This window comes from Streptomyces sp. NPDC051636 (genome assembly GCF_044453765.1).
Classification (GTDB): Bacteria; Actinomycetota; Actinomycetes; order Streptomycetales; family Streptomycetaceae; genus Streptomyces.
On sequence record NZ_JBITDA010000006.1, the window covers coordinates 13170 to 27418 of the forward strand.

The window sequence follows — 14249 nt, forward strand, 5'->3', positions numbered from 1 at the left end:
GGTCGAAACCTTTCTCTTCCTCAGCCGCCGTCAACAGGGCGGCTCGGGATGGTGACGCGGCAGTGGCAGCTCGTCGTCCGGCCCATGTCGGCGAACCCCTGAGCAGGGAGAACCATGCCCAGTAGGGTGACTGCACAGCTCGCCGGCACACAGGGAAGGACCACAGCCTCGATGGCCGAAGTCGATGACCAGGAACTCAGGACACGCAAGGAACGGGAGCGGGACGAGCTGTACGCGCTCGACATCTCGGACGTCGAATGGCACTGCGCACCTGGCACGGAGGAGCACGAGGAGCGGGTCGAGATCGCATACCTCCCGGGAGGCGCGGTGGCCATGCGCTCCTCCCTCGACCCGGACACCGTGCTGCGCTACACGGAGGCGGAGTGGCGGGCCTTCGTACTGGGCGCACGGGACGGGGAGTTCGACCTGAAGCCGATGCCGCACAACGGTGGGCTGACCCCGCAGTGACGGAAACGGGCGGCACGCGCGTGTGCCGCCCGTCCACGCATCTGTCCGGCTCAGCCGGCGCTCCCGATGCCGAGGGCCAAGAGCACCGGGTCCTTCGGGTGCTTGGGGTCTGCGGACAGCTCCTGCTGCGCGAAGAAGACCCGGCCCTTCTCCACGACGATGTCCGACTGCTCGGGATCGCCCAACGCGTGGTTGTCGCCGCCCGAGAGGGTGAAGAGCAGCAGGGGCGTCTCCTTGCCGGTGCGCGGGTTCCAGCGCACGACGGCGTCCGGCTCGACGTCGCTGAACGAACGCCGGTACACCAGCAGGTCGTCGCCGCTCATCCGCAGGGGGACGATCGGTGACTGCCGACGCCCGTCGATCTTCCCCTCGGTCTTGCCGGTCTTGATGTCGAAGGCGACGATCCAGTTCTCCGGCTGGTCGAGCTCGGTCTGGTCCTTGCTCGTGACGAAGACCTGGTCCTGGCCCACGACCATGCCGGGGCACTTCTCGACGACGCCGAAGAAACCCAGCCCGTCATCACACCTGGGGTCGTAGGCACCGCCCTCCATGGAGATCGTGGCCAGGCGCCTGCCCTCGTCGTCGAGCGTGATCAGGTCGGTGACCGAGGTGTCCCCGGCCGCGACGGCCAGCACCGGCGGGTCGGACGACGGCAGGTGGACGCTCTCGACGCCGGCAGCCGGCTTGTACGTCCACTGCGCCTTGCCCGTGCGCGGGTCGAGCTTCTCCACCCGGTAGGTGGTGTCGGGCGCGTCTCCGCAGCGTTCCAGCGCGAGCAGCGCCCTTCCTCCGGCGAAGCCCTGGTCCTCGCACTTGGAGAGGGTCCCGCTGTTCCACAGCTGCTTGCCGTTCTTCATGTCGTACGCCACGGAGCCCTTGCCCCAGGCGACGGCGACCACGCCCTTGGTCAGGGTCAGGTTCGTGTTGGTGACGAAGGCCGAGCTCGCCGAGGGCATCGAGGACTGCCACAGCTTCTTGCCGGTGTTCAGGTCGACGAACACCACCTCGTCGCAGATGCCGGCGCCGGCGGTGCCCTTGCGTCTGGCGGGCTGCACCACGACCGCCGTACGGCCGTCGACCGTGACGTGGTTGCTGGTGGCACAGATGTGGCCGTCCAGCTTGAGCGTCCAGGCCGTCTCGTCGTAGTGCGGCTCGACCTTGATGCCGACGATCCTGTTGGCCACGCCCTTGGCGAGGATCTTGCCCGTGGCCCAGGTGCCGGGCGCGTAGCGCGGGTGCGAGTCGGTGACTCCCGACAGGTCCTCCTCGTTGTGGTCGACCACCACCTGTCCCTCGGGCGTGGCCGGGATCTTCTCGACGGTCTCCCTGACCTCGTCCGCGGCGGCCGCCACGTGCGGGGCGCCGGACTGTTCGCCGTCGCCGGCGCGCGTCAGGAGCCAGCCGCCCACGCCCAGGGCGACGGCGAGTACGGCCGCCGTGATGCCGAACAGACGCCTTCGAGACCTCTTCCGCTCGTCGTGTGCCGTCAGCGTGGACTGGGTGTAGACGGAAGGAGGCGGGCCGAAGCTCACGCTGAAACGTTCCTTTCTTCAGTGCCGAGGGTGCGTCGCCGTGTGTGCGGTCCGTGCCGACGGGGCCGGCCGGGGGTCACTTGCTGGTCACCGCCCGGGCCGCGGCGTACACGTCGAACACGGCGAGCGCCAGAGGCACCAGCGTCAGGAGCACGAAGCCCTCGATGATCTCCAGGAACCGGCCCCAGAATGGGCTGAGACCGCGGCGCGGGACGATGAGGCCGAGCGCGGCGACGAGGGCCGCCGCTGCCGCGATCGCAGCGACGAGCCAGATCGTACGGATGTCGAGACCGGTGCGGTCTCCCGTGACCGCCTCGCGGATCAGCGAGTGCGGCGGGTTGAGTGCCAGACCGAGACCGAGCAGGACGAGCGAGCCGAGCCCGGCCGCCAGGAGTGGGGCCACCTGACCGGTGTAGCGGAAGAGCTGGGCACGCATGAGCAGCGCGACGGCCGTCACGAAGGCGAGGAGCTGGGCCCAGACGTCGTCGGAGAATCCGAGCACCGCGCACGCCGCGACGGCGATCAGCGCGCAGCCGCCCACGAGCCCCACGAGGATTTCGTGGCCGCGGCGGGCCTGCGCCTCGATCCGGCCGAGGTCCACCGGCTCCGGTGCCGCGCTCTCCGCGGCGTAGGCGCTGCGCGGTGCGGTGTCCGGCGGGTCGAAGCCGATCGGCAGTCGGGCGAAGCGCATGGAGAGGCCCGGCAGGAAGGCCAGGCCGCCGACCGCGACGGGGGCGCACAGAGCGGCGATCTCGGTAGGTGTCCAGTGCACGAGGATCGCCACGAACACGGTGATCAGACCGACGGCGGAGGCGAGGACGAAGGCGACGAACGGTCCGTCACCGCCCGGCGCGCAGAGGGTGAGGATCACCGCGGCGACCAGGACCGCCGCGCAGGCGAGCAGGAACTGCAGCTTGCCGATGCCCTGGCCGTGGGCGAGGGAGAGGAGCCCGGAGCCGGCCACACCGACGTTGGGGAGGGCGCCGAGGCCCAGGGCTATGGCCGCCCCCCGGTCGTCGTATATCCGGCCCCGTACGGCGGCGAACACGACCAGGAGCACTCCCGCGACACCGGCGAGGATGCCGGGCAGGCTGTGCATGTCGTGCCGCGGATCGGCGCTCCAGGCGACGAAGGCGAGCAGGGCGGCGAGGACGCCTCCGCCGACGAGCCCCGCGGCACGCGTCAGGTCGCCGCTCCACAGGGTGCGGTGCCGGGTCACCGCCGAGGCGACCGCCTCGGAGACGTCGTCGAAGACCGCGGGCGGCAGTGACTCCGAGAAGGGGCGCAGGGTGAGGAGTTCACCGTCGAGGATCCGCTGCGCGGCGAAGGAGCGCGAGCTGTCGAGAACGGTGCCGTCCCGGCGTACGAGGTGGTAGCCGACCGGAGCGCCCTCGGCAGGGCTCTGCCGGGAGAGCCGGAGGATCTCCGGGTAGATGTCGGCGACCGGGATGTCGTCGGGCAACGCCACGTCTATGCGGCTGTCGGGTGCGACGATCGTGACGCGGCAGAAACCGAGCCCCGACCCCGTCCCGACGCCGGGCACCGCTGCCCCCGTGGCCGTCGTGCTCACCTTGTGCTCCCCCTCAGTGATGGTTCTGCGTCCGTGATGTGAGAATCCTGCGTCTCTCCCCCCGGCAGGGGCCGACCGGACGGCACACAGGGCGCCGCCTGGCCCTGCCAGGGGTGGCGTGCGGTGACGCCTCGCACGGAATACCCCGGTTCGCGGGGTCCGTTCGCGTGTGCTCAAGCGAACACCCGGCACCCTACCGCCCACCGCTCAGTCGTGGAGTCAGTAGGATCACGCGGCGGCCTGCGTCCGCCTGTAACGGGGGGCGGACCTCATTCTTGGGGCCCGGCAAGGGAATTGGGGAGCAGTGAGTCACATCGTCGTCAAGCGCCCGCCTCGGGCGCTGCCGTCCGAAGTGCCCACGGAAGAGGTCGTTCTTCAGCCGCCCCCGGAACTTCCGCGGGGGCAGCACGAGAGCGTCCTCATGCAGTTGCTGCCGACGCTCGGCATGGGCGGCTCGGTGGTGTTCTTCTTCACGAGCGGGCAGCCGTTCATGAGGATCATGGGCATGGTGATGATCGTGTCGACGATCGCCATGTCCATCGCGATGGTGGTTCGCTTCCGGCGCGGCTCGCAGGGGCAGTTGGCGGACCTGCGGCGCGACTACATGCGCTATCTGTCACAGACCCGGCGGGCGGCCCTGGACACCGCCAAGGCGCAACGCGACGCGCAGTACTACCTGCACCCCTCCCCCGAGCAGCTGTGGGCCCTGGTCGCCGAGGGCAGCCGGGTGTGGGAGCGCAGGCCGGGCGACGAGGACTTCGCCCAGGTGCGCGTCGGGCTGGGCCCGCAGGGGCTGGCCACCCCGCTCGTCGCCCCGGAGACCGGTCCGGCCGGCCGGCTGGAACCGCTCACGGCGGGCGCGATGCAACGATTCCTCAGCCTGCACGGCACCCTGGACGATCTGCCGATAGCGGTGTCACTGCGCGCCTTCTACCACGTCACCGTCAGCGGCGCCCCGGAGTCCGTGCGCTCCTCCGTGCGTGCCCTGGTCGGCTCGCTGGCGGCGCTGCACTCTCCGGAGGACCTGGTCGTCGCCGTCGCGGCGGGACGGGACACGCTGCCGCACTGGGAGTGGGTCAAGTGGCTGCCCCATGCGCAGACGGCCGGTGCGGTGGACGGGGCGGGTGCCCGCCGGCTGATCAGCACCGACGCACAGGACCTGGAGGCGCTGCTGGCCGACCGCCTCACCGGCCGCCCCCGGTTCCACCCGGAGGCCGGGCCGCTCCCGGAGGAGCCGCACATGGTCGTCGTGCTCGACGGTGCCTCGCTGTCGCAGAACTCCGCCCTGGCCAATCCCGAAGGGCTTCAGGGCGTCACCGTCGTCGAGGTCGTGCCCGGGGAACTCACCGGCGCCCGGGGCGACCTCGCGGTCGTCGTGCAGCCCACCGTGCTGCGCCTTGAGTCGGCGGGCGGCAACGTCTACGAGGGCACTCCCGACTTCCTGTCGTACGAGTCCGCCGAAGCGCTCGCCCGGCAACTGGCCCCGTTGCGCATCGCCTCCGGCGGTGACGACGACGAACCGCTGCTGGCGAACCTCGAGTTCACCGACCTGCTGAACCTCGGAGACGCGGCGTCCGTCGATCCCCTGCGCACCTGGCGGCCGCGCGGGCTGGCCGAGCGGCTGCGGGTGCCGATCGGCATCGGCGAGGACGGCCGTCCCGTCATGCTGGACCTCAAGGAGGCCGCGCAGGAGGGCATGGGCCCGCACGGTCTGTGCGTGGGCGCCACCGGTTCCGGCAAGTCGGAACTGCTGCGCACGCTGGTGCTGGGCCTGGCGGTGACCCACTCCTCCGAGACCCTGAACTTCGTTCTCGCGGACTTCAAGGGCGGAGCGACGTTCGCCGGCATGGCGCAGCTGCCCCATGTGGCCGCGGTCATCACCAACCTGGCGGACGACCTCACTCTGGTCGACCGCATGGGCGACTCCATCCGCGGTGAGCTCAACCGGCGCCAGGAGATGCTGCGCGACGCGGGCAACTACGCCAACATCCACGACTACGAGAAGGCCCGGGCGGCGGGCGCCCCCTTGCGGCCGATCCCCTCCCTCGTGCTCGTCATCGACGAGTTCAGCGAGCTGCTCACGGCCAAACCGGACTTCATCGAGATGTTCGTCCAGATCGGCCGCATCGGGCGGTCGCTGGGCGTCCATCTGCTGCTGGCCTCCCAGCGTCTCGAGGAGGGCCGGCTGCGCGGTCTGGAGACCTATCTCTCGTACCGCATCGGTCTGCGCACCTTCTCGGCGGCCGAGTCGCGTGCGGCCCTGGGCGTCCCGGACGCCTATGAGCTGCCGAACATTCCCGGGTCCGGCTTCCTGAAGTTCGGTACCGACGAAATGGTCCGGTTCAAGGCGGCGTACGTCTCCGGTGTGTACCGCTCCGGTTCCCGGCAGGCGGCAGCGGTCGGGGGGCCGGCCGTGGACCGGCGGCCGGTGCTGTTCACTGCCACGGAGGTGCCGCTGCGGCACACGTCGGCGCCGCGGCCGCGGGCGGAGACGACGCCGCAGGTCGACGACGCGCTCGCGGACACGGTGCTCGACGTGATCGTGCGCCGTCTGGAGGCGCAGGGCCCCGCCGCGCACCGGGTGTGGCTGCCGCCGTTGGACAGTCCGCCCTCGCTGGACGGGTTGCTGCCCAAGCTCACGGCCGTGCCAGGACGTGGCCTCACGCAGCCCGGTTACGAGGGTGCCGGGCACCTCGTCGTCCCGGTGGGTCTGGTCGACAAGCCGTACGAGCAGCGGCGTGAGCCGCTGTGGCTCGACTTCTCCGGTGCCGCGGGTCACCTGCAGATCCTCGGCGGCCCGCAGTCCGGGAAGTCGACGCTGCTGCGGACGCTGATGTGCTCCTTCGCGCTCACGCACACGCCGTACGAGGTGCAGTTCTACGGGCTGGACTTCGGTGGGGGCGGCATGGCTGCGGTGGCCGGTCTGCCGCACGTGGGCGGTGTGGCGTCCCGGCTGGACCCGGAGCGGGTGCGGCGTACGGTCTCGGAGGTGTACGGCGTGCTGCGGCGCCGGGAGGAGTACTTCCGGGCGTCGGGCATCGCCTCGATAGCGGACTTCCGGGCCCGGCGTGCCCGCGGTGACATCTCGGTCACCGACCAGCCGTGGGGCGACGTTTTCCTGGTGATCGACGGCTGGGGCAACTTCCGCACGGAGTACGAGGGTCTCGAGCCGGCGGTCCTGGAGATCGCGTCGCGCGGGCTCGGTTACGGCATCCACCTGATCCTGACGGCTTCGCGGTCGGTGGAGGTCCGGGCGAACCTCAAGGACCATCTGATGAACCGCCTCGAGCTGCGTCTCGGTGACACGATGGACTCCGAGATCGACCGGAAGGTCGCGGCGAACGTCCCCACCGGGGTGCCCGGACGCGGGTTGTCGCCGCAGCGGTTGCACTTCATGGCGGCGGTGCCGAGGATCGACGCCCTGACGTCCGACACGGATCTCGCCGACGCGACCGCGGCCCTGGCGACCGAGGTGTCCCGGCACTGGGAGGCGCCCGGGGCGCCGGAAGTACGGCTCCTTCCCCGCGCGTTCCCGGCGGAGCAGCTGCCTCCGGGACACCGCTTCCCGCAGCGCGGCATCGCGTTCGCCCTCGACGAGGACAACCTGGAGCCGGTCTTCGTCGATTTCGAGCAGGATCCGTTCTTCCTGGTGTTCGGTGAGAGCGAGTCCGGCAAGTCGAACCTGCTGCGGCTGCTCATCAAGCAGCTCACGGAGCGGTATTCGGGTGACGAGGCCAAGTTCTTCGTGGTCGACAACCGGCGGTCCCTGCTGGACGTCACCCCGTCCTCGCACCTGGCCGAGTACATTCCGATGTCCAATGCCATGGACCATCACATGGTGGCCCTGGCCGACCTGATGAAGCGGCGCACACCCACCGCCGATGTCACCGCCCAGCAGTTGCGGGAGCGGAGCTGGTGGCAGGGGCCGACGGTGTACGTCGTCGTGGACGACTACGACCTGGTGTCGACCTCCAGCGGGAACCCGTTGGCCGGGCTCACCGAGCTGCTGCCGTTCGCCCGTGACGTCGGCGTGCGGTTCATCATCGCGCGGTCGACGGCTGGTGCCGGGCGGGCCTCCTTCGAGGCCTTCATGCAACGGCTCACGGAACTCGGCGCGCAGGGCGTGATCCTGGCCGGCGACCCGAGCGAAGGCGATCTGCTGGGCGGAGTGCGCCCGCGGCCGATGCCCGCGGGCAGGGGCGTCTTCGTCTCCCGCCGTAAGGGCAACGCGCTGGTGCAGACGGGGTTGGTGCCCGTTGAGTACTAGGTCCTGGCGTCGCGAGGCAGGCGGGAATGTGACGACGGACCCAGGTGAGGCGCGGGGGCTTGGCGGCCGGGCACGGCTTGAGCGGGCCCCGGCGGGTCCATCCCGCGCGGAGAACCGTGATAGGCAGGGGAGTTCGCAGGTTCCGAGAGGCGGGCTGGACAACCTCGCGCCAATGGTTACTCCGGGTCGTCATCGAGGTGGGCGATGACGCTGCTCTGCCTGGCCGTGCGTGGGGATCATCTGCGGGTGGGGCGAAGAGTCCATGGACGCGCCGTCGTTTGCCCCCTTCTGGTTGATCCACGCTGCGTGTCAGTCGCGTACACGCCATATCCTGAGCGCCGCGGAGGGGAACGGGGCATGTGCCTGGAGCCTTGCGCCGCTGCACCGGGCCTGCTCCTCCGGCTCAAGCCCGAAAGTCCCGCCGACAACCTGTCTGAACCTGATCACCTGAATGGATCGCACCATGGCCAAAGCCCGTTTGTCCGCAACTGCTTGGGGCCTCTCGGCCGTAGCCGCCGGCGCCCTGCTCGTCGGCTGCTCGGTCTCGGTCACCTCGGGAGACGACAAGCCGAAGATGCCCAAGGACAAGCTGGCCGACACCGTTGCCGAAAGGCTCGCCGCCACAACGGGCCAGCCGAAGCCGGACGTCACCTGTCCCAAGGATCTCGTCGGCGAGGTCGGCAACTCCACCCGTTGCACGCTCACGGCGGGTGACGGGAGCACCCTGGGCGTGACGGTCACTGTGTCCTCCGTCGACGGAGACGACGCCCACTTCGACATCAAGGCCGACGAGACGCCCACCCCGGCTGCGAGCTGACAATCCTTGGTCCTCGCAGGAGCGCGGACCGGGGGCCCGGGCGGCTCCCCCGGGGCGTACACCCGCTTCCCGCACGGTCCCGCCTTGCGGAGTCGCCCCGGCCGGCGAGCAGGAGCCGGCGGCCGCAGGGGCCGTCGCCCACCCCGGTCGCACCGGCCGGTCACACTCGCAGCCCGGCACCCCGTCAGAGCTTGAGCACTCCCCGCCAGGTCCATCCCGCCTCCAGGACCGTGTTCCGCAAGGGGTCCCGCATGTCCCGCGAGTCGAACTGGATCACCTTGCGCCGGCGGCCGTCCGGGCCACGCTCGTACGTCCACTGTCGCTGGACGTACGGTCCACGGCTCCACGTGCGCGACAGACCCCGCCGGGGAGGGTTTCCGACCAAGGCGACTTCCCGCACCTCGTCGAGGGCACGCACCTCACGCTTGTCGGGAACGAAGCGCATCCGGGTCTTCATGGTCCGCTCCACCTCATTGGCGGAGAGGGCCTCGCCGAAGTAGGGCAGCACGAGCTGCCACTCCGCCACCAGATCCGCCTTCTCCGTGCCCACGGCATCGCGCACGCGGAACGGCACGTCCCCCTCGTTGAGAGCGAGCAGCGCGGCACGGAGCTCCTGGGTGGGTCGCGGGACGACTCCGCTCTCGGGGTACTTCGTGCCGGTCCGCCAGTCCCGGTAACGGCCCCAACTGTCCCGAAGCCGGCCCATCGCTATGCCTCCGCCCCGGTGTCCGGACGAACGGTGCGGATGAAGTCCTGGAAGTCCTCCAGAACGGCGTCGTGCTGCGCCGCGGTGGCTGTCAGAGCCAGCCTGATCATCGCACGCCTGTGCGGATCCTGGACGTCCACCAGGGAGAGGTACACCTGGGACTGGACGAGGTCACGGCGCGCTTCGCCGACGAGGGCCGAAAAGGTCACCCTCTGGGTCAGGGCGGGCGCGTCAGCGGAGCCGACCTCACGGCGGTCGGTCACCACCACCGCCTCGGCGACCTCGTGCAGGCGCCTCACCGACGCGTCAGCGAGATCGGCCGGCGTCACCCCGTCCAACGGGAATCCGCCGTCGATGGTGATGTTGGCAGCGAACCCGGCATCCGGCTGCGGATGCACGGCCGCAAAGGCCACTCCGGGGTCGCCGGTCCCCTCAGGACGGGCCGGGGACCACCCCTCGGGCAGCCGGAACTCGATCGGCACCGGCAGTGTCGTGGGCATTGGCCCCCCTTTCACAGTGAAGTAGATCAGAACCAGCCGCCGACGGTGTTCTTGACAGAGCCCGCGAAATCACCGACCGCGTCAGCCGCGCCGTCGACGGCCTTGCCGAACTTGTGCGTATCGACGGTGATCTCAACTCCCGCACCCGCACCCACGGCCGCCGCGCCGAAACCCTTGGCGCCGAACTTCCACACCCCGTTCTTGTTCTTCCAGCCCACCCAGGCATCGACACCTTCACCGACCCCGCCCTCGGCCGACCCGCCGATACCGATCCCGGCGACCTCCACGCCCCCGGCGATGCTTTGCTTCGCCCCGTAGAACGCTTTGGCGCCGACGGTTGCCTCCTCCTTGGTCAGCTTGGCATTGACGCCGGCCTCGGCCCCCGCGAATCCCTCGGTACGCCCGTAGACACCGCCCCGGTCGCCGTAGTCCAACCGGACCTCCCCCAGGTCCCGTACTCCTACGGACCCCTCAGCCTTGGCGGTGAAGCCCTTGTCGCTGAATCCGTAGTTCGCGGTGGCCCTGGCTCCGCCGTAGAGGTCGCCTACCCCCGAAAGCTTCCACTTTCCGTCGGTGTGCGATCCCTTCGCCGTCACGTGGAAAAGGTCGGCATACGCCTTGACCGAACCCTCCTTGCCGTACTTGGGGTCGCCGGTGACGGTGAAACCGACGTCGGGCCCGGTCACCTTGAACTCGCCCTCGTACCCGTCCGGCTTCGTGGCGGCGGGCTTCTCGTGCCCGTACGCGTCGATATCGCCCTTGGCCTGCCCGTTGAAGCCGGCGAAGGTGCCGTCTTCGACGTTGTCGTCGATCACCACGGACTGCAGCGCTGTCTGGATGTCCTTGTCGGCGTCGCCCACGTCCTTCACCCTCTGGTCGATGAGCTGTTGCCAGGAGGTGACGGACTTGCGGACGCTGTCCTGGTAGTCGGGGTCGTGGACATAGGCGGTGTGCTCGGCCTGGCTGAGTTTCTCGGTGTCGAACGACACCACGCCCTTGTCGGACACCTTCATGCCCGCTTCGACGGCGTCCTTCCGGGCCGATTCGAGCTTGCCGCGCAGGCTCGTGACCTGGGTGTGCGCATCCCGGAGGAGGGAGGCGATGGCCTTCGCCTCGACCTGGGCCCTCTGGAACTCCTTCAGCGTGACGTCGAAGCGCTTGCTGGCGGCTTCCGCGCTCAGGCCCTGCCAGGTCGGCCCCAGGCTTATGCCGTGCACGTCACGTTTGTAAGCCAGTTCCTGTTTGTGAAACTTCGCCGCCATGCCGTCCCACTGTTCGGCGGCCGTGGTGAGCGCGGACAGGTCCGTCGTCATGATCTCGTGGTAAGTCGGCATGAGTCCCCGTTGTGCATGGTGGCGTGTCTGGGTGGACGCTCTCGAACGAGTTGCGGGTGCGCGGGACGCGGCGCCCTGCCGCGGGCGGCCGATTCCGCTGCCGCGTCCTCAGAACCCGTCGAGCGAGGAGGTCGCGCGTACGCCGGAGCCGACACCGAGGTCCGTGCCCTGCAGCAGGGTGCTGGTGCCGCGCAGCGCCGCCTTTTCCGACGACAGGCGCAGCAACAGGTTCTGCACCTGGTCGCCCCACGTCTTGTGGGCCGCCTTGATGGCCCCCGACGTGAGCCAGCCCTCGCCGTCCTTGGCCTGGAACGCCTTCACCGCGGCAGCGGTGTCGTCGTCCGCCCACGCGCCGGCCTTCTTGGTGTCGGGCTCGATGTGGTTCTCGAGAGCCCTGGCCGCGGCCTGCTTCTCGGCCGGTGAGGACGCGAGATCCTTCTTGCCCCCGGTCGGCCCCAGGGGCCCCGCGGATCCCCCTGAGTCGGCCGGATACTGGTTCAGCCGCATACCGACTATATGTGGCGCTTCCGATGACTCCGTCACGAACAATCGACCCCCGTCTGCGTTCAGTTGGACGTGCGCCAGTCACATTAGCAATCGACATGACGGCTGAGGCTGTCCACTTGCTCCGCGCACAGTGGACAGGCCTCGCACCGCTCGCGAAGGCTGCGAGGCCGGCCTGGAGATCAGCGGTACCGGATCACGTGGACAGCGCGGACGAGGACCAGTCGCGCAGTGCCCTGCTCCTTGGGGGCCAGTCGCCCGAGGCGCGTCGGTTCAGGTAGTCGTCCACCGGAAAGGCGCTCGGGGAGAAGTGGGCCTTCTCCCCGCTGTGCGGAACGATGACAACGCCGGTGACCGGCGACAGCAACCAGTCCCCGTTTCCATCTGCTCCCTGAAGTCGAAGGCCACCACCCAAGCGGCTCAGCATCCAGGGGACTCCCTTGCCGCACGGAACGCGCATGAGCGCCTCGCGCCCTTCTCCAGTGGTCCCGCCTGCCGGCCAGTTGGAGAGGGACCCCGATTGAGGGGCACCAGGTGGGCGCCTCCCGCGCGCACCCACCTCGATGCCCTCAATGCCCTCTGCCGGCCTGGCTCACTCGAAGTAGCTGGCGCCCTTCAGGTCGCCGCCGCGGTAGTCACCGCCGGCCTCGTGGACCCGGTGCGTGATGGAGAGCAGCGCCTGGTGGATGGCGTTGGCGTGCTCGTCCCACTTCTTGGACTTGGCCTGGAAGGCGCGGTACGCCTCACCGTCCCAGCCCTCGGCGACGTCGAGGACGCCCTTCTTCAGATGGCCGAGGTCGGCTTCGAGCTTCTTGGCCGCGTCACCGAGTTCGGTGGCGAGGGCGTCCAGGACGCCGTACTTGACGGAAAGATCCTGAAGGTGCGGTGTGCCGGTCATGGTTTCCTCTTCTCTCCGGGGTCCGTCAGTAGTAGTTCAGCGCCGAGGTCGCCGCACCGGCGTCGACCTCGATCTTGGAGATCGTCGAGTGCAGCTCGTCCTCGAGCTTGTTCTTGTCCGACTTCGTGAGGTGGACGCCCTCGAGGAAGTCCTCGAGCATGCGCCCGATGCCGGCCATGTGCGTGTTGATCTCGTGCTGCTTCGTCTTGAACGCGTTGGCGCCGTGACCCGTCCAGTTGGCCTCGATCATGTCGATCGTGCCCTGGAGCTGGCGGAGCTGGTTCTTGATGGACTCGTAGCGGTCGATGACGTTCGTCTGCAGCTTTTGTGCATGTGCGTCATCAAACTTACGGCCGTCGGCCATTGCGGCACTCCCCTTCGTGAGAGCTGTGCTTCGTCTTCGGTGCGCTGCATCACCGGGTGGTGATGTCTTCTCGGGTGAGCTGTCAGGCGCGTCGTCGTGACCGGATGACGGCGAAGGCCGCACCGCCGATCACCACTAGCGCGGCTGCCGCGCCGACGGCCACCCACGGCAGGGTGTCGTCGGACGACTTCGAGGTTGCTCCGGCCGCCGAAGACCGGCCGCCGGACGTGGACTTGGCGGGCGGTGCCGAGGTGGACGCGGAGGCTGAGGGTGCCGCCCCTGCGCTGCCCGCGGAGTTCTCCTTGGCGAGCGGGTCGGCGTGCGCCGGGCCCGGGTTGTAGTCGGCGTTCTCCAGCACCTTGCGGGGCCGGATGAGGCCGTAGCCGAGGTAGTTGCTGGGCGTGTCCTTGGGCCAGTCACGACCGGCGGTGTCGATCAGGGCGCGGAGCACCTGGTCGGCCGTCCAGTTGGGGTGGGCGGACCAGATGAGGGCGGCCGAGGCGGAGGCTACGGCGGTGGCGGCGCTGGTGCCATTCTCGTGGCCACAGTACGATCGGAAGGTTGCGTCGCACCACATGGGCACGTCCACGCCAGGGGCTGCGAGATCGACATAGCGTCCGCGAACCGAGAACTTCGCCACCGTGCCCGTGTTGTCCGCGGCAGAGACTCCGACGACATAGGGATACGAGGCCGGATAAAGATTGGCATTCGTGGTCTCCGCCTCGTTACCCGATGCGGCGAACATCAATTTCCCCTTGGAAGCAGCGTACTTCACCGCCGCTTGTTCCTCATCAGAGCTGATGTCTCCACCGAAGGACATACTGATGATCTTCGCGTCGCTGTCCGCGACGGCTCGAATCACCCTGGAGAAGTTGGGAGCCTTCTTTGCCTCCGCCTTGTCGTCAAGCTGTTTGAGGGCAATCCGATAAGGCACGATCTTGGCACCGGGAGCGAGACCCTTCAGTCCACCGCCAGCACCCGTCCCGGCGATCAACTCGGCCATCGTCGTACCGTGGCCCCCATAGTCCTTGGTGGCGCCGTAGGCGACGGATTTTGGCACCCCGCCGACCAGCACCTGCCCCTTCAGGGAGGGAGTCGCGGGATTGACGCCCGAGTCGATGACCGCGACCTTCACCCCTTTGCCCGTGCTCACCTTCCACATCTGGTCGGCTTTCATCGCCGACAGGTACCACTGCTGCGACTGGACGTCGTCGGCCGCCGCGCCGGGGGCCAGGCCCACCGGCAGGGCCATCAGTGCACCGAGTGCTGCGCAGACGGCGGTCACTCGT

The 14249-nt window shown here is 69.3% G+C and carries 13 protein-coding genes; 3 read left to right on the forward strand and 10 right to left on the reverse strand.

Annotated elements, in window-relative coordinates:
• The first annotated feature begins 171 nt into the window (after positions 1 to 171).
• Positions 172 to 468: a DUF397 domain-containing protein gene (locus ACIBBH_RS13540; protein ID WP_399404403.1), complete on the forward strand. Its 297-nt coding sequence runs from the start codon at positions 172 to 174 to the stop codon at positions 466 to 468.
• 50 nt (positions 469 to 518) lie between these two features.
• Here the strand turns inward: ACIBBH_RS13540 and ACIBBH_RS13545 are convergent, their stop codons facing one another.
• Together ACIBBH_RS13545 and eccD are read right to left on the reverse strand one after the other, a co-directional pair.
• Positions 519 to 2000: a PQQ-binding-like beta-propeller repeat protein gene (locus ACIBBH_RS13545; RefSeq protein WP_399404404.1), complete on the reverse strand. Its 1482-nt coding sequence runs from the start codon at positions 1998 to 2000 to the stop codon at positions 519 to 521.
• 76 nt (positions 2001 to 2076) lie between these two features.
• Positions 2077 to 3570: a type VII secretion integral membrane protein EccD gene (gene eccD, locus ACIBBH_RS13550; protein WP_399404405.1), complete on the reverse strand. Its 1494-nt coding sequence runs from the start codon at positions 3568 to 3570 to the stop codon at positions 2077 to 2079.
• Between the two features lie 304 nt (positions 3571 to 3874).
• Here eccD and eccCa point away from each other — a divergent pair, with 304 nt between their 5' ends.
• The gene (gene eccCa, locus ACIBBH_RS13555) at positions 3875 to 7837 is read left to right on the forward strand and encodes a type VII secretion protein EccCa (protein WP_399404406.1); all 3963 of its coding nucleotides are present in this window, start codon (positions 3875 to 3877) and stop codon (positions 7835 to 7837) included.
• A gap of 463 nt (positions 7838 to 8300) precedes the next feature.
• Complete coding sequence (locus tag ACIBBH_RS13560) at positions 8301 to 8654, forward strand: DUF4333 domain-containing protein (protein WP_399404407.1); 354 nt, start codon at positions 8301 to 8303, stop codon at positions 8652 to 8654.
• A gap of 184 nt (positions 8655 to 8838) precedes the next feature.
• On the opposite strand, the gene ACIBBH_RS13565 is transcribed toward ACIBBH_RS13560, so the two are convergent.
• The 8 genes from ACIBBH_RS13565 to ACIBBH_RS13600 all read right to left on the reverse strand — a co-directional run bounded on the left by ACIBBH_RS13565 (position 8839) and on the right by ACIBBH_RS13600 (position 14212).
• Positions 8839 to 9360, reverse strand: coding sequence for a hypothetical protein (locus tag ACIBBH_RS13565; protein ID WP_399404408.1), 522 nt, complete (start codon positions 9358 to 9360; stop codon positions 8839 to 8841).
• A 2-nt stretch (positions 9361 to 9362) separates the two neighbouring features.
• Complete coding sequence (locus ACIBBH_RS13570; RefSeq protein WP_399404409.1) at positions 9363 to 9860, reverse strand: hypothetical protein; 498 nt, start codon at positions 9858 to 9860, stop codon at positions 9363 to 9365.
• A gap of 26 nt (positions 9861 to 9886) precedes the next feature.
• Positions 9887 to 11173, reverse strand: coding sequence for a hypothetical protein (locus ACIBBH_RS13575; protein ID WP_399404410.1), 1287 nt, complete (start codon positions 11171 to 11173; stop codon positions 9887 to 9889).
• Between the two features lie 129 nt (positions 11174 to 11302).
• Positions 11303 to 11701, reverse strand: coding sequence for a hypothetical protein (locus ACIBBH_RS13580; protein ID WP_399404411.1), 399 nt, complete (start codon positions 11699 to 11701; stop codon positions 11303 to 11305).
• A gap of 193 nt (positions 11702 to 11894) precedes the next feature.
• On the reverse strand, positions 11895 to 12065 hold the full coding sequence (locus ACIBBH_RS13585) for a hypothetical protein (RefSeq protein ID WP_399404412.1): 171 nt from the start codon (positions 12063 to 12065) through the stop codon (positions 11895 to 11897).
• Between the two features lie 225 nt (positions 12066 to 12290).
• A complete protein-coding gene (locus tag ACIBBH_RS13590; RefSeq protein ID WP_263213313.1) occupies positions 12291 to 12596 on the reverse strand; it encodes a WXG100 family type VII secretion target in 306 nt (101 codons plus the stop codon).
• A 25-nt stretch (positions 12597 to 12621) separates the two neighbouring features.
• Complete coding sequence (locus ACIBBH_RS13595; RefSeq protein WP_399404413.1) at positions 12622 to 12960, reverse strand: WXG100 family type VII secretion target; 339 nt, start codon at positions 12958 to 12960, stop codon at positions 12622 to 12624.
• Positions 12961 to 13042: 82 nt separating this feature from the next.
• Complete coding sequence (locus ACIBBH_RS13600) at positions 13043 to 14212, reverse strand: S8 family serine peptidase (protein WP_399404658.1); 1170 nt, start codon at positions 14210 to 14212, stop codon at positions 13043 to 13045.
• Positions 14213 to 14249 lie beyond the last annotated feature (37 nt).